Source organism: Pseudomonas sp. GM_Psu_1 (assembly GCF_026544185.1).
Taxonomy (GTDB): domain Bacteria; phylum Pseudomonadota; class Gammaproteobacteria; order Pseudomonadales; family Pseudomonadaceae; genus Chryseomonas; species Chryseomonas oryzihabitans.
This window is the reverse complement of sequence record NZ_JALNUX010000001.1, coordinates 412,845-427,097: the sequence shown is the minus strand read 5'-3', so window position 1 is coordinate 427,097 and position 14,253 is coordinate 412,845. Positions and strand designations below refer to the sequence as shown.

The window sequence follows — 14,253 nt, the reverse complement described above, 5'->3', positions numbered from 1 at the left end:
CAAGGTGCGCAGGAATGAAAAAGGGAGGCCTGAGCCTCCCTTTCGCTGCTGCCGGAAAGGTCCGGTCAGCTGAAGCGCCCAACTTCGGCGCTCAGGTCTTCCGCCAGATGACGCAGCTCGCCCGCGGTACCGGCCAGCACCTCGGCGGCATCGCGCTGAGCGGCGTTGTCCACGGCGATCGCCTGGATGTTGCGGCTCAGGGCGGTGGCGGTGGTGCTCTGCTCGGCGGTGGCCTGGGCGATGCCGGAGAATTGCTCCACCGCCTCGGCGACCTGCTGGTCGATGCTGCGCAGCGCCTGGGCCACGTCGGCGTTGCGCGCCAGGCCCTGCTCCATGAGGCGATTGCCTTCATCGATGGCGCCCATGGCGCGCTGGGTCTCGCCCTGCACCGCGCCGATCATCTGCGAGATCTCGCGGGTGGCTTCGCTGGTGCGACCGGCCAACTGCCGGACTTCGTCGGCGACCACGGCAAAGCCGCGGCCCTGCTCACCGGCCCGCGCGGCTTCGATGGCGGCGTTGAGCGCCAGCAGGTTGGTCTGCTCGGCGATCCCGCTGATAACGCCGATGATGCCGCCAATCTGCTGGGAGCGGCCGTCCAGGCCCTTGATGAGTTCGGCGGTGCTGGCCAGGGAATCGGCGATCTGCTCCAGGGCGCCCGAGGCGCCCTGCATGGCCTGGGTACCGGTGCGGGTCTGCTGGGCGTTTTCCTGCACCAGACGCTCGGTGCGCTGCATGCCGTCGGCGATGTTCTGGGCGGTGGCGCTGAATTCCTCCACGGCGCTGGCCATGCTGTCGATCTGGCTGGACTGCTCGGCGGAGCGTCTCAGGGTCTGGTCGGACAGCTGGCTCAGTTGCTGGGAGCGCTCGGTGACCGCGCGCGAAGAGCCACGGACCTGCTCGACGGTGGAGGCCAGGGCATCGGCCATCTGGTTGAAGCTCCGGGCGAGTTCGCCGATCTCGTCGTGGCTGCGCGCCTCGACCCGCACGCTGAGTTGACCGCGACCCAGTGCCTGGGCCCGCTCCACCAACTGGCCCAGCGGCTTCAGCTTGTGGCGCAACAGGACGACCGAGGCGAGTACCGCCAGCACCAGGGCGATCAGGCTGCCGATGGCCAGGCGCAGGCCCACGGCGTGCACCGGCGCGTCCAGCTCGGCCTTGGGCAGGGTGGCGACCACGGTCCAGCCTTCGCCGGCGACCGGCGCGCTGACGCTGAGGAAGTCCTCGTTGCCGTCCTGCCAGGTGTGTTCGTGCTGCTTGGGATCGTTCTTGAGGGCGGCGAGGAGCTCGTTGGCCTGCTTGGCATTGGCCGGCGGCACCAGCCAGTTGCCCTGCTCGTCGAGCAGGGCCAAGGAGCCGGTCTCGCCGATGCGCAGCTGGGTCAGCTGGGCCATTTGCTGGGCCTGGGCGTCGGTGTAGTCGAAGCCGACGAAGAGCACGGCGATGACCTTGCCGGCGCCGTCGCGGACCGGGGTGTACTGGGTCATGTAGGAGCGCCCGAACAACTGGGCGCGCCCGACGTAGTTCTGGCCCTGCAGCAGACCGGCATAGGCCGGGTGCTTGCGATCGAGCTGGGTACCGATGGCGCGGCTGCCGTCCTGCTTCTTCAGCGAGGTGGTGATACGGGTGAAGTCGTCGCCATCGCGCACGAAGATGGTAGCGACGCCACCGGTCAGCCGGGTGAAGTCGTCGACCTGGCTGAAGTCGCTGTTCAGCGCCTGACCGGCGAACAGCAGCGCGGGGGCCGTGGCGCTGCCCAGGGGCAGTCGCTCGCCGGCCAGGCTCAGGCCGCCATCGAAGCGGCGCTCGAACAGGTTGGCCAGGCGCTGGGTGCTGATCTTCAGGGTGCTGAGAAAGGTCTGCTGCTGATCGGAGAGCAGTCGGGCCTCGCTGCCCAGGTGCTTGCGCTGGGTGCCTTCGATGGACACGCTCAGGGCATGGAGGGCGAACAGACAGCTGCCGGCGATCACGACAATCAGTACCAGACTGAGGGCCAAGGCAAGTTGTCGGGCGATACTACGACGCGGGGAAATGACCATAGGGGGCTCCAAAGCGCCTACATCCCTGTAGGGCAGTACGAATTTGAGGGCAAGGGCTATATCAGGCGACCGACCGCTCTAGGGCGGTCTTCTTAGGGGTTAACTGTTATCTTATCGGCAGAGGTACGATGAACTAAAGCCAATGACAGCAGTCTGGCGCCTTATTTATGGCGAATGACCTCCGGAAGGCTCTGGGACGCCACTTCGCGCTGCAAGAAGTCAGCCAGCTGGCGAAAGCGCGCCTGCCCCCGGCGATTGCGCGGCCAGACCAGGTAATAGGCATCGCCGCTGGCCACCGCCTCGGGACAGGGCAAGGCGATGAGTCCGGCCGCCACGTCTTCGGCCAGCATCACCAGATCGCCGATGGACACCCCGTAGCCCCGCGCGGCAGCGGCCATGCCCAGCTCCAGGGTGTCGAACACCTGGCCACCCGTCAGGGGCACCGCCTGGGTCAGGCCCATGGCCTGCAGCCAGCGGCGCCAGTCGCGGCGGTCGAAGGTGGGATGCAGCAGCTCTTCGCGCTGCAGGCGCGCCGGGTCCCAGACGCCTTCACGCGCGGCGGCCGGCGAGCAGACCGGCACCAGCCACTCCTCGAACAGCGGCACCACCTCCCAGTCCGCCGGGAAGCGGCCATCACCGAGCAGCACCGCGCAATCGAAGGGCTCGTGGACGAAGTCGACCCGGTCGCTGGCCATCCAGACGCTGGTGAGCTGGATGTCCAGTTGCGGACTGAGCTGGCGAAAGCGCGCCAGCCGCGCCAGCAGCCAGCGCAGCGACAGGGTGGTGGGCGCCTTGAGTCTCAGGGTGCCCTCGGCCACGGCGAGATTGCCGCAGGCCCGCGCCAGCGCCTCGAAGCCCTCGCTCAGGCCCGGCAGGAGCAGCTTGCCGGGCTCGGTCAGCGCCAGCTGACGGCCGGCGCGCTCGAACAGGCGGCAGCCAAAGGTCTCTTCCAGCGTCCGCACATGGCGACTGACCGCACTCTGGGTCAGCGACAACTCCTGAGCCGCGCGGGTAAAGGAGCCATGGCGAGCGGCGGCCTCGAAGGCGCGCAGGGCATACAGCGGCGGCAGCCGCGAGGGGACGTCGGGCATGACTCTGACTCATGGATGGCATGGCTATTTTCCGATTGTGGAAGGCGCGACCGCATCCAACAATGAGTTCTTGTCAAAGTCGGCCCTGCTCAGCGAGATCCACCCATGTCTCTGCCGCGTCACGAGTTGCTCGCGCTGTTGCGCCTCGCCCTGCCCCTGATCGGTGCGCAGCTGGCCTATGTGGCCATGGTCTTCACCGACACCCTGATGATGGGACGCCTGGGCCCGGCCGCCCTGGCCGGTGGCGGCCTGGGGGCGGCGGTCTATTCCTTCGTCTCGGTGATCTGCGTGGGGGTGATCACCGCAGTGGCCAACCTGGCGGCCTTGCGCCGGGGCGCGGGCGATACCGAGGGCGTGGCGGCGGTGACGGCGGCCGGGATCTGGATCGCCGCGGTGCTGGCACTGCTGGCCGGCACCCTGCTGTGGCATATCGAGCCATTGCTGGCCCTGGCCGGCCAGCCGGAAGAGAGTCGCCAGGCGGCCGGGGTATTCCTGCGCTGCCTGGCCTTCGCCCTGCCCGGCCATCTGCTGTTCATGACCCTGCGGGGTTTCACCAGCGCCCTGGAGCGCCCCGGACCGGTACTGACCATCGTGCTCGGCGCGGCGGTGCTCAATGCCCTGTTCAACCTGGCGCTGCTGCACGGCTGGGGCGGCCTGCCGCAACCCGGGCTGCCGGGCATCGGCGCGGTGACCGCGGTGGTGATGAATGGCGCGGCCCTGGGCCTGGCGCTGTATATCTCCCGCCATCCGGCCTATGCCGCCTATCCCCTGCGCCGCTATCTGCGCCGCCCGGATCGTCGTGCCCTCGCCGACACCCTCGGCCAGGGCCTGGCGATCAGCGGTACCTATGCGGTGGAAGCCTGCCTGTTCCTCTCCGCGGCGCTGTGCATGGGCGCCCTCGGCGCCACCGCCCTGGCGGCCCACCAGATCGCCAATCAGCTGGTGTATCTGGTGTTCATGTTGCCAGCCGGCCTCTCCTACGCCACCAGCATCCGTATCGGCCAGCACCAGGGCGCCGGGCGGCCGCGCGAAGCCCTGCTGGTGGGGCGGCTGGCCATCGGCGGCGGCGCGCTGGTGATGCTGGGCATCGCCCTGCTGTTCTGGAGCTTTCCCACCTGGCTGGTGGGGTTGTTTCTGCCGGATGGCCACAGCCCGGTCAGTGAGCTGGCGCGGCAGCTGGTGCTGATCGCGGCGGTGTTCGTCATCTTCGATGGCACCCAGAGCATCGCCCAAGGGGCACTGCGCGGCATCCGCCAGGCGCGCCTGGGTTTCTACGGCGGCTTGCTCTGCTACTGCCTGATCGGCGCCAGTGGCGCCTGGCTGCTGGGCGTCCGGTTGGGTATCGGCCCCCATGGCGTCTGGTGGGGCCTGGCATTCGGCCTGGCCTGTGCGGCGCTGCTGCTGACCGGCGCCTTCGAGTGGCTGATGCGGCGGCAGCTGGGCGCAGGTGCCGTGCAGGACCTGTCGGAGCCGCTGGCCGCGCCGCGTGGCCTGGCGCAAGACGGCTGAGCGCTGCGGCAGCCCAAGCGTTTTACCAAGTGGTCCACCCTTGGGGCCTGCGCTAGACTAGCCATTTTGGGCCACCCCGGCGTAACGCCCGGTGTCCAGGGCCCCCAGGATAGCCAGAGATGCAACGTTTCATCGTCGCCGACGACCATCCGCTGTTTCGTGAAGGCCTGGTGCGCATCCTGCGCCAGCTGCAGCCGCAGGCGCAGGTGGAGCAGGCCGATAGTCTGCAACAGGTCCTGGAACTGGCACGCCAGGGCGAGCCGCCCAGTGGGCTGCTGCTGGACCTGCTCTATCCTGGCCAGGACCTGAGCTTTTCGCTGCGCGCCCTGCGCCAGGAATTCAGGCGCAGCACCCTGATCGTGGTCTCGATGCTGGAAGACGCCACGGTGATCGAGCATATCCTGGCGGCGGGTGTGGATGGCTTCATCGGCAAGGCGCTGCCGCCAGCGGCCATGGCCGAGGCGATCGCCGACTGCCTCGCCGGGCAACCGGTGGTGCGCTATGCCATGCCGAATCTGGCTCCGGCCAGTCTGGCGCCCGACCACCGGCTGCAGGCGCTGACGCCGCGGCAGCTGGAGGTGCTCGGCCTGATCACCCAGGGCCTGAGCAACAAGGAGATCGCCCGGATCCTGGCCATCTCGCCCTTTACCGTGCGCATCCATGTTTCCGCGCTGCTGCGCACCCTGGGCGTCGGCACCCGCGCGGCGGCGGCCGCCTTTGGCGCCAAGGCCGGGCTCGGCGCCCAGCGCTCGCTCAGCTAGCCGCGACGCGAAAGGCCAGCAGCAGGGCGCGCAATTCCGCCGGTCGCACCGGCTTGGCCAGCACCGGGATCTCGGCGTCGCCCAGCGCCTGCTGGACCTGGGGAATGTCGTGCCCGGTCACCACGATGGCCGGGATGCGCCGGCCCTGCAGCCGATTGAGATAGGCGATGCAGTCGGCGCCCGAGGCACTGCGATCCAGATCGAAATCGGTGATCACCAGGTCGCAACTCACGGCGCCGGCGGGGATGCTGGTGGCGGTGGTGACCTCGCAACCCCAGCTGCGCAGCAGGGTCGCGGTGGCCAGCAACACGTTGGCATCGTCCTCGATGAGCAGCACCCGCCAACCGGCGAGCAGGTGCTGGGGACCGTTCACCGGCCGTGGCCGCGCTTCCAGCGGCAAGGTGGCCAGCGGCAGGCCCTGGAGCCTGACCGCGGTACCGCGGCCGGGGCGCGAACGGATGGTCAGCTGCAGATCGAGCAGGGTGGCGATGCGCTGCACGATGGACAGCCCCAGGCCGACGCCCTCGATGTCGCGATCGCGCGTCTCCCGCACCCGGTAGAACTCCTCGCACAGGTGCGGCAGGTGCTCGGCGGCGATGCCCGGTCCCTGGTCGTAGACAACCAGGGCGAGCTGGCCCTGGCGCCGGCGCACCGCCAGCAGCAGAGGTTTGCCCGGGGCGTACTTGAGGGCGTTGGACAGCAGATTCTGCAGCGAGGTGAGCAGCAGCGCCGGGTCGCTGTAGACCTGCAGCCCACAGGCGCGCCAGCGGATCTCCACCCCGGCCCAGCGCGCCGCCTCGGCATTCTGCCGCACCAGGTCGCCGAACAGGGTATCCAGGTCGACCACCGTGCGCCGCGGACTGACCTGCTGCTGATCGAGGGTGTAGATGTCCAGCAGCGAGCGGAACAGCTGCTCGACGCCGAGCAGGGAGCGGTCGATGTTGTCGACCAGCCGGCCCTGATCGGCGCTCAGCTGGCCGTCGCGCAGGCAGGCGGTGAACAGGCCGATGGAATGGATCGGCTGGCGCAGGTCATGGCTGGCCTGCGCCAGGAAGCGCGCCTTGGCCAGGTTGGCCGCCTGGGTTTCGCGCAGCGAATCCTGGATGCGGGTCAGCAGGAAATGCACGTAGCCGGGCACCAGCAGCGCGGTCACCAGCATCATCAGGGCCACCGTGGGATAGCGCTGCAGGAAGGGCATCCCGGCAATGATGGCGGCGAGGGCGGTCAGCGACAGTCCGGTGGCCAGCAGCAGGTAGCCACGTCCATAGCGCAGGCCATTGCCCACCGTGACCCAGAGCAGCACGCCGAAAAGCGGCAGCAGAGCCTCGCCGCTGGTGATGGAGGAAAAGGTGATGGCGCTGAAGTCCAGGCTCATGGCCAGCAGCCGTCGCCAGGGCTTGACCCCCGGCCGCCGCCGGACCTCGACGAACAGGCCGACGGCCGCCACGGCGAACAGGGCGTAACAGAGCAGGTTGGCCAGCAGGATGGACGTGTCGAACAGCCCCCAGGCCCAGGCGCCGATGATGTAGGTCGAGGCCGGCAGGATGAAGGCCAACCGAACCTTGGCCTGGCCCAGTTCGGGATCGCGGGCGCTGACCCCCAGGGTCTGGGTCGCGGCGCTCATGACGCCAGATAGCCCAGTTGCCAGGCCCGCGGGATCAGGCGAAAGATCACCGCCAGGATCGCGGCCAGGGCTGCGCTGGCGTACCAGGCCGCCAGGCCCAGTCCCGCTTCCAGCGCAGCGCCGAGCACCCCGCCGAGCAGCATGCCCAGCCAGGGCACCAGCTGGATGCGCCAGCCGCGTCGCCGCTCGCCCAGCAGCCAGTGACCCAGACCGCGCCCGAAGCGCGACAGGGCGCCGGTGACGTAGGTGAGGCCGATGGGCAGGCCATAGACCTGCTCCACCACCGCATTGACCATGCCCATGGCGAACACTCCGATCAGCAGCGCCAGCGGGCCCAGGGGCAGACTGGCCGCCAGCGCCAACAGCAGGGCCAGCAGGCCGAGCAGCAGGCAGGCGCGCTGGCGGGTCAGCCGTTGCAGCAGTACGCCGCCGGCATTGCCCAGCACGAAGGTGCCGATGGCCAGCGCCAGGTGCCCCGCCGCAGCCCAGCGGCCTGCCGCCACCTCGGCTGCTAGACGGGTGGTATTACCGCTCATGAAGGAGACGAAATCGCCGGTGGCGAGAAAGCCGATGGCATCGGTCATGCCGGCCAGCAGCGACAGGCCGGCGACCAGCGCCAGGCCGACCGCGCCGTGGCGCGGCGCGACCGGCAGAGCGGCGGGTGGAAGGGGGGAAGAGGTGTGCATGGCAGCCATCCTGGCTGAGCGAAAAAAGACGGCCATCAGTGTGCGACGTGACGCGCCCGGACGCCATGGGCGACGCTCCGGAAGGCGCCCTGGGCTAGACTGATGGACCCGCCTGGCCGGAGGCCTCGTGACCACGCCCCTGTTCGCCCTGGTACTGCTCGCCGCCCTGCTGCACGCCGGCTGGAACGCCCTGCTCAAGATCGGCCTCGATCGCTTTCTCACCGCCAGCCTGATCCAAATCGGCGCCGGCGTCGCCGCCCTGCTGGCCCTGCCCTTCGTGGCCCTGCCCGCGGCCGCGGCCTGGCCCTGGATCGCCCTCTCCGCCCTGCTGCACATCGGCTACAACGCCTTTCTCGCCCGCGCCTATCGCTATGGCGACCTGGGCCAGGTCTATCCGCTCTCCCGCGGCAGCGCCCCGCTGCTGGTCAGCGGGGTGGCCTTTCTCGCCCTCGGCGAAGTGCTGTCGCCGCCCGCCCTGCTCGGCCTCGGCCTGCTGGTGACCGGTCTCGCCCTGATGGCGCTGCTCGGGGCCCGGCGCGGCACGCCGCCCAGCCTGGCGTTGCTGGTCTGCGCCTTCACCACCGGCAGCTTCATCGCCGCCTACACCCTGGCCGATGCCCTGGGCGCGCGCGCCAGCGGTGATGCGGTGGCCTATGCCCTCTGGCTGTTCGCGGTGAACGGCGTGGTGGCCGCGCTGGTGCTGCGCCTGAGTCGTGGCGGCTCGGCCTTTGCCGGCCTCGGTCCGCACTGGCGCGCCGGGCTGGCTGGCGGGGTCATGTCGATGCTGGCCTACAGCCTGGTGATCGTTGCCACCACCCAGGCGCCCATCGGCCTGGTCTCGGCGCTGCGCGAGACCAGCGTGCTGTTCGCCCTGCTGATCGGGGTCTTCTGGCTGCACGAGAGTCTGCCGCTGGGGCGCGTCTGCGCCGGCCTGGCCATCGTCGCCGGGGTGGTGGCGATCAAGCTGGCCTGAGCGGGGCGCCCGGGGAGCGGCTAAGCTGTGCCTTCTTTCGACCTGGAGGGACCCATGGGCAAATCGCTGCGACTCTCGGAAAAGTGGTTCAATCGCGGCCTCTGGCTGCTGGCGCTGGTGTTCGCCGGCTTTCTCATCGGCCTGGGCGGCACCCTGGTCGGCGATCTGCCCCAGGTGGAGCGCCAGCAGGGTCTGGAAGACTTCATGGATCCGGCGGCCACCGCCACGGCGCGAGCGGACCAGCGCCAGGCGAACCAGGCCCGGCGCGCGGCCCAGGACGCCCTTGAGCAGGCCCAGCTGCAGCAGGCCGCCGCCGCGCGTAGCTACACGGCCAATCGCGAGACCTTCGACAACTGGCTGGCGACCCGCCAGACCACCCAGCGCCCCGAGCAGGACGCCGAGCTGATCGCTCGCAGCCGCGCCCTGGACGCGCTCAAGGCCGGCGAGCGCGCCGCCGAGCAGGAGGTCGAACGCCAGGAGCAGGCGCTACTGGATGCCGAGCAGCACGCAGCCGCCGCCGCGCGCAGCCTGGCCGAGCTGAGCGACGCGGCCCAGCAGGCCTGGCTCGACGCCCGCCAACAGGCCGAACTGCGGGTCTTCCTCTATCGCCTGGCGCTGACGCTTCCCCTGCTCGCCGTTGCCGCCTGGCTATTCGTCCGCCAGCGCAAGAGCACCTGGTGGCCTTTCGTCTGGGGCTTCATCTTCTTCGCGCTGTTCGCCTTCTTTGTCGAACTGGTGCCCTATCTGCCCAGCTATGGCGGCTATGTGCGCTATCTGGTGGGCATCCTGCTGACGGTCCTGGGCGGGCGCTACGCCATCCGCGCCCTGCAGGACTATCGCGCCCGCCTGGCGCTCAAGGAAGCCCAGCCGGACACCGTCCGACGCGAAGAACTGCACTACGACACCGCCCTGGCGCGGCTGGCCAAGGGCGTCTGCCCGGGCTGCGAGCGGCCGGTGGACCTCAAGGACCCGGGGATCGACTTCTGCCCCCATTGCGGCATCGGCCTGCACGACCACTGCGGCGCCTGCCAGACGCGCAAGAGCGCCTTCGCGCACTTCTGCCACGCCTGTGGGACAGCGGCACGTGGGTCCGGGACTATCCCTGCTGCGCCAACCACTGCGTCCGGGTGAGCGCCCAGCACTCCGCCGGTAGCCGTCCGCTCACGCTGTCCATCTCCAGGCAGGAGACAGGCTGCATGCCTTCGCGCTGCGACAGCCGGCGGGAGCCTTCATTGGCAATCACCTTGGTCACCCTCAAACTCGGCCGTCCAAGTGCCTGGAACCAGTAGCGATTGAGTTCGACGCAGGCTTCGCTCATGAGCCCTTGGCGCCAGTACCCGGGATCGAGCCAGAAGCCTCGCTGGTTATCTGGCTCCTCCTGCAGACTGGCCAGGCCGATCAGCTCGTCAGGTTGCGCCTGCAGCCGCAGCGTCCAACACCAATGGGTACCGGCAGCCATGCCGGGCAGAACCAGATCACGGACGAAACTCAGGGCACCGTCCGCAGGATAGGGCCAGGGCACCCTGGCCGAGAGGTAGCGTACGATCTCCCACTGCGGAAAGATTCGCTGGATCGCCTGGGCATCCTCCAGTTGAAGAGGCCGCAGCACCAGCCGAGGCGTATATAGCGTGGGCAAGGACATGGGTCGACTCCAGACGGCTACCTGCCTGGAGCCTAACCCAACTCTCAGGGCTTGTTCGAACTGGTATTGACGCCCTTTTCGGTGTGCTCGCCGTCGTGCTTGTGCAACTGGCCGGTGGGGTCCTGCAGCTGGATGACCTGGCCCTGCTGCCAGGCGTTGGCGCCGGGGGCGACCGCGGGGGTCGGCAGGTCGGCACGGGCGGCCTTGGTCTCGCTGGACGAGATACCCAGGCGGCGATCACGCTCGGCGAGCAGCTTGGGATCGAGCTGGCCGTCGGCGGTGAAGCCCATCATCAGCTGGGGCACGCCCAGGGGCAGCTCCAGGTCCTGATCGGTATGCCAGGTGTGCCAGGTCTTGCCGTAGGTGTGCACCAGCTTGTCCATCAGCCGGTGCTCGGCCACCTGGGGTACGCCGGGCGCGACCAGCTGGCCCGACTTCACCTCGTGCACATGGCTGTGCCAGAGCGCCTTCTCGGCCTCGGGCAGAGTCTTGAACAGCCGTTCGCTAATGATGTACTCGACGCCCATCAGCTTGGCATCGGCGACATTGCCGTCGTAGATCACGCACTGGAACATCTCTTCGCCCAGGACGCTGCAATAGTGATGGGCCTCCATCTGGCTGTGGGGATGGCCGTTGTAGAAGTGGAAGCCGTCCAGGTAGGTGTTGAGGGCGGCGATGGGCGGTTTGCGCTGCAGGACATCGGCCCCGGCTTCGAGGACGCGGGTATCGGTCTGGGCGGGGGCACCCGGCACCGGGACCGGCGATTGGGTGTCGTTGGCGGCCTGGGCCAGCGGAGCGCAGGCGAGCAGCAGCAAGGCGGGGAATCGGCGGAGGGTCATGGCGCATTCTCGACGGGAGCTTGCCGAGTTCGAAGCCCGGGCGGACGCCTAGGTTCCACCGCTGCGCTAGGCTCGTCATACGAATGTCATGCAACGGCCATAAATTCGTCATCGTCCGCGCCTGGCCTTTCGGTATAAGCGAAACGCCACAGCCACACCTTTGCACCCAGGCTCCTCTCACTGTCGGGACGACTCAATGAACGCACACAGCTCTCCCTCCGGTCATGCCCTGCGCCGCGTGGTCTTCAACAAGAAGGGCGGTGTCGGCAAGTCCAGCATCGCCTGCAACCTGGCGGCCATCAGCGCCCACGAGGGCTATCGCACCCTGCTGGTGGACCTCGATCCCCAGGCCAACTCCAGCCAGTACCTCACCGGCGAGGTGGGCGACGACCTGCCCCACGGCATCGCCGATTTCTTCAAGCAGACCCTGAGCGGCGGCAAGAAGGCCCAGGCCAACATCCACGCCACCGCCTGGCCGAATCTGGATCTGATCGCCGCCTCGGGCGAGCTGACCGAGCTGCAGTTCAAGCTCGAATCCAAGTACAAGATCCAGAAGCTCGCCAAGTACCTCGACAAGCTTGGCGAAGACTATGACCGCATCTACCTGGACACCCCGCCGGCGCTGAATTTCTACAGCATCTCGGCGCTGATCGCCGCCGATCGTTGCCTGATCCCCTTCGACTGCGATGTCTTCGCCCAGCAGGCGCTCTACGACCTGATCGAGGAGCTGGAGGAGATCCGCGAGGACTACAACGAAAAGCTCGCCGTCGAGGGCATCGTCATCAACCAGTACCACGCCCAGGCCAGCACCCCGCGGCAGCTGATCGAGGAACTCCAGGCGCGCGACCTGCCGGTGCTGGCGGCGCCGCTGATGGCCTCGGTGAAGATGCGCGAATCGCACCAGCAGCATCGTCCGCTGATCCACCTGGACCCGAGCCACAAGTTGACCAAGCAGTATCTGGAGCTGTTCGCGCTGCTGGAAGGCTGAGGGCGCAAGAACGTTCAAGACGAGCCAGGGATAGGCGCGGCATCCTGGGCATCCCTTGCCCGCAGGAGCCCTGCCGATGCCCCCTTCCCGCCGCCGCGCTTTTGCCCAGGGCGCCTGGCAGATCCTGCCGCTGTCGCTGGCCTGCGCGCCCTGGGGCCTGCTGGTCGGCGCCCTGGCCATCGAGACCGGACTCAGTGTCCTGGAAGGCCAGGCCTTTTCCCTGCTGGTGTTCGCCGGCGCGGCGCAACTGGTGGCCCTGGGCATGCTCAAGGCCGGTGCGGGCCTCGCCGCCATCCTGCTGACCACCCTGCTGCTGACCTCCCAGCACCTGCTCTATGGCCTGCACATGAGACGGGTGCTGGCGCCTCAGTCACTTCCCTGGCGGCTGGGCTTCGGCTTCCTGCTCACCGATGAATTCTTCGCCCTGAACCATGCCGAGCAACCGGCCAGCTTCGATCGCTGGCGCGCCCTGGGCATGGGCCTGAGCTTCTATCTGTTGTGGAATCTGTTCACCCTCGCCGGCCTGCTGCTGGGACGGGTGCTGCCGAACCTCGGTGCCCTGGGCCTGGACTTTTCCATCGCCGCCACCTTCATCGCCCTGGTGGTACCGCTGGTACGCGACCTGGCCACCGTCGCCTGCGTGCTCACCGCCTTGCTGGTCTCGGTCTGGCTGCATCAGCTGCAGTGGCAGGGCGCCCTGGTACTGGGCGGGCTGGCCGGGATGAGCGTGGGCTTCGTCGTGCGCCGGCTGCGGGAATCCTGGGCATGATCATTGCCACCCTGCTCGGCATGGCCGCCCTGGTGCTCTTCAATCGCTATGTCTTCCTCGAACCGCGCCTGCCGTTGCGCCTGGGACGTAACCTGCGCACCTTCCTGGAATTCGCCGTGCCGGGGATGCTCACCGCCATCTGCGGGCCCATCCTGATCTCGGGCGACGCCTCCCTGACCGCCACCCTGCTCAATCCCTACCTGCTGGCCGGCCTGGCGGCCGTGGGGCTGATGCTCTGGACGCGGCGGGTGCTGACCACGGTGGTCCTGAGCATGGGGGTGTTCTATCTGCTGCGCTGGCTGTTGTAGCGCGCTAAGGTGGAGTCAGGCCCGCGCGAGAACGTGATGAAAGAACGACAAGAAAACGCCCGCCTCTGGTCCGCCCACGGACTGGGCGGGGTCGAATTGCTGCACGCCCAGTATCGGCGGCAGCGCTTCGCGCCCCATGTGCACGAGGGCTACGTCTTCACCGTGATCGAGCGCGGCGCCCAGCGCTTTCGCCACCGCGGCGCCGAGCACCTGGCCGCGGCCGGCAGCATGGTGCTGATCAATCCGGACGAGTTGCACACCGGGGCCACGGCGGTCGAGGAAGGCTGGCAGTACCGCGGCTTCTATCCGACGCTGGCGCAGCTGGGCCCCGTGTTCGCCGAGCTGGGACGCCCGCCGGACGCCACCCCGGCCTTCGCCACCAGCGTGCTGCACGACCCTCAGGTGAGCGCGGCCTTCGGCCAGCTGCATCGGCTGGCCGATGGCGGCGCCGAGGCGCTGGAGCAGCAGACCGCCTGGCGCGAGGCGCTGCTCCTGCTGTTCGGCCGCCATGCCCGCCTGGGCGCCCTGGCGGAACCGGGCCGCGAACCCCTGGCGGTGCAGCGCGCCCGCGAACTGCTCGGCCAGCAGTTGCAGCAACCGCCCAGCCTCGAAGAACTGGCCCAGGCGGTAGGGCTGTCGCCCTTTCATTTCCTGCGGGTGTTCCGCCGGGCGACGGGCCTGCCGCCCCACGCCTGGCTCAAGCAGCAGCGCCTGACCCGCGCCCAGGGCCTGCTGCGCGCCGGCTGGGCGCCCCTGGAGGTAGCCCTGCAGCTGGGCTTTGCCGACCAGAGCCATCTCACTCGCCAGTTCAAGCAGGCCTACGGCGTGGCGCCAGGCGCCTATCGCCGCGCCTGGCAGGGCTAGCCAGGGCCCGACGAACGGTCCTGGCCGCAAAAGCGGCCTGCCAGAGCCCGGCAAGCGGCAACGGCGCCTGACTCACCGCAAGCCTCGGAGAAACTTTTCCCGGTCGCCTCGGGCCTAGTCAGGAAGAGCGCCGGCGCTGCCGGCCGCTCTCCCCTGCCCCTTT

General features: G+C 68.9%; 14 protein-coding genes. 8 read left to right on the top strand and 6 right to left on the bottom strand.

Translation table 11 applies throughout. The features are described 5' to 3' along the window. Positions 1-65 precede the first annotated feature (65 nt). Both OXS31_RS01990 and OXS31_RS01985 read right to left on the bottom strand, forming a co-directional pair. Positions 66-2,036 carry a methyl-accepting chemotaxis protein gene (locus OXS31_RS01990; protein ID WP_037006627.1) on the bottom strand — a complete coding sequence of 657 codons (1,971 nt, stop codon included), beginning with the start codon at positions 2,034-2,036 and terminating at the stop codon, positions 66-68. Positions 2,037-2,197: 161 nt separating this feature from the next. After that, positions 2,198-3,127 (bottom strand): LysR substrate-binding domain-containing protein, encoded by a 930-nt coding sequence (locus OXS31_RS01985; protein ID WP_267397678.1) that lies wholly within the window; start codon positions 3,125-3,127, stop codon positions 2,198-2,200. A 105-nt stretch (positions 3,128-3,232) separates the two neighbouring features. Here OXS31_RS01985 and OXS31_RS01980 point away from each other — a divergent pair, with 105 nt between their 5' ends. Next, complete coding sequence (locus tag OXS31_RS01980; protein ID WP_267397676.1) at positions 3,233-4,636, top strand: NorM family multidrug efflux MATE transporter; 1,404 nt, start codon at positions 3,233-3,235, stop codon at positions 4,634-4,636. A 119-nt stretch (positions 4,637-4,755) separates the two neighbouring features. After that, positions 4,756-5,397: a response regulator transcription factor gene (locus OXS31_RS01975; protein WP_042134554.1), complete on the top strand. Its 642-nt coding sequence runs from the start codon at positions 4,756-4,758 to the stop codon at positions 5,395-5,397. On the opposite strand, the gene OXS31_RS01970 is transcribed toward OXS31_RS01975, so the two are convergent. Further along, entirely contained in the window at positions 5,390-7,021 is a 1,632-nt protein-coding gene (locus OXS31_RS01970) for a hybrid sensor histidine kinase/response regulator (protein WP_267397670.1), read from the bottom strand. The genes OXS31_RS01975 and OXS31_RS01970 overlap by 8 nt on opposite strands. Next, positions 7,018-7,707: a YoaK family protein gene (locus tag OXS31_RS01965; protein ID WP_267397668.1), complete on the bottom strand. Its 690-nt coding sequence runs from the start codon at positions 7,705-7,707 to the stop codon at positions 7,018-7,020. The genes OXS31_RS01970 and OXS31_RS01965 overlap by 4 nt, the downstream gene beginning before the upstream one ends. Before the next feature lie 127 nt (positions 7,708-7,834). Between OXS31_RS01965 and OXS31_RS01960 the strand changes: the two genes are divergently transcribed. Next, the gene (locus tag OXS31_RS01960; protein ID WP_027597462.1) at positions 7,835-8,680 is read left to right on the top strand and encodes a membrane protein; all 846 of its coding nucleotides are present in this window, start codon (positions 7,835-7,837) and stop codon (positions 8,678-8,680) included. A 54-nt stretch (positions 8,681-8,734) separates the two neighbouring features. Further along, the gene (locus tag OXS31_RS01955) at positions 8,735-9,811 is read left to right on the top strand and encodes a zinc ribbon domain-containing protein (protein ID WP_267397666.1); all 1,077 of its coding nucleotides are present in this window, start codon (positions 8,735-8,737) and stop codon (positions 9,809-9,811) included. Here OXS31_RS01955 and OXS31_RS01950 read toward each other — a convergent pair. Next, complete coding sequence (locus OXS31_RS01950) at positions 9,777-10,322, bottom strand: GNAT family N-acetyltransferase (protein WP_267397664.1); 546 nt, start codon at positions 10,320-10,322, stop codon at positions 9,777-9,779. The genes OXS31_RS01955 and OXS31_RS01950 overlap by 35 nt on opposite strands. Before the next feature lie 44 nt (positions 10,323-10,366). Further along, positions 10,367-11,161, bottom strand: a complete 795-nt coding sequence (locus OXS31_RS01945; protein ID WP_169854910.1) for an OBAP family protein — start codon at positions 11,159-11,161, stop codon at positions 10,367-10,369. Positions 11,162-11,390: 229 nt separating this feature from the next. Between OXS31_RS01945 and OXS31_RS01940 the strand changes: the two genes are divergently transcribed. The 4 genes from OXS31_RS01940 to OXS31_RS01925 all read left to right on the top strand — a co-directional run bounded on the left by OXS31_RS01940 (position 11,391) and on the right by OXS31_RS01925 (position 14,090). Next, the gene (locus tag OXS31_RS01940) at positions 11,391-12,149 is read left to right on the top strand and encodes a ParA family protein (RefSeq protein WP_267397849.1); all 759 of its coding nucleotides are present in this window, start codon (positions 11,391-11,393) and stop codon (positions 12,147-12,149) included. Between the two features lie 76 nt (positions 12,150-12,225). After that, complete coding sequence (locus OXS31_RS01935) at positions 12,226-12,918, top strand: AzlC family ABC transporter permease (protein ID WP_267397661.1); 693 nt, start codon at positions 12,226-12,228, stop codon at positions 12,916-12,918. After that, on the top strand, positions 12,915-13,226 hold the full coding sequence (locus tag OXS31_RS01930) for an AzlD domain-containing protein (RefSeq protein WP_267397659.1): 312 nt from the start codon (positions 12,915-12,917) through the stop codon (positions 13,224-13,226). The genes OXS31_RS01935 and OXS31_RS01930 overlap by 4 nt, the downstream gene beginning before the upstream one ends. 36 nt (positions 13,227-13,262) lie before the next feature. After that, positions 13,263-14,090 (top strand): AraC family transcriptional regulator, encoded by an 828-nt coding sequence (locus OXS31_RS01925; protein WP_267397656.1) that lies wholly within the window; start codon positions 13,263-13,265, stop codon positions 14,088-14,090. The last annotated feature ends 163 nt before the right edge of the window (positions 14,091-14,253 follow it).

What these genes read in the sequence shown, in the direction of transcription:
- OXS31_RS01980 (WP_267397676.1), top strand. Translation starts at nt 3,233, where the DNA reads ATGTCTCTGCCGCGTCACGAGTTGCTCGCGCTGTTGCGCCTCGCCCTG.
- OXS31_RS01945 (WP_169854910.1), bottom strand. Translation starts at nt 11,161, where the DNA reads ATGACCCTCCGCCGATTCCCCGCCTTGCTGCTGCTCGCCTGCGCTCCG.
- OXS31_RS01985 (WP_267397678.1), bottom strand. Translation starts at nt 3,127, where the DNA reads ATGCCCGACGTCCCCTCGCGGCTGCCGCCGCTGTATGCCCTGCGCGCC.
- OXS31_RS01930 (WP_267397659.1), top strand. Translation starts at nt 12,915, where the DNA reads ATGATCATTGCCACCCTGCTCGGCATGGCCGCCCTGGTGCTCTTCAAT.
- OXS31_RS01975 (WP_042134554.1), top strand. Translation starts at nt 4,756, where the DNA reads ATGCAACGTTTCATCGTCGCCGACGACCATCCGCTGTTTCGTGAAGGC.
- OXS31_RS01925 (WP_267397656.1), top strand. Translation starts at nt 13,263, where the DNA reads ATGAAAGAACGACAAGAAAACGCCCGCCTCTGGTCCGCCCACGGACTG.
- OXS31_RS01965 (WP_267397668.1), bottom strand. Translation starts at nt 7,707, where the DNA reads ATGCACACCTCTTCCCCCCTTCCACCCGCCGCTCTGCCGGTCGCGCCG.
- OXS31_RS01955 (WP_267397666.1), top strand. Translation starts at nt 8,735, where the DNA reads ATGGGCAAATCGCTGCGACTCTCGGAAAAGTGGTTCAATCGCGGCCTC.
- OXS31_RS01935 (WP_267397661.1), top strand. Translation starts at nt 12,226, where the DNA reads ATGCCCCCTTCCCGCCGCCGCGCTTTTGCCCAGGGCGCCTGGCAGATC.
- OXS31_RS01970 (WP_267397670.1), bottom strand. Translation starts at nt 7,021, where the DNA reads ATGAGCGCCGCGACCCAGACCCTGGGGGTCAGCGCCCGCGATCCCGAA.
- OXS31_RS01990 (WP_037006627.1), bottom strand. Translation starts at nt 2,036, where the DNA reads ATGGTCATTTCCCCGCGTCGTAGTATCGCCCGACAACTTGCCTTGGCC.
- OXS31_RS01950 (WP_267397664.1), bottom strand. Translation starts at nt 10,322, where the DNA reads ATGTCCTTGCCCACGCTATATACGCCTCGGCTGGTGCTGCGGCCTCTT.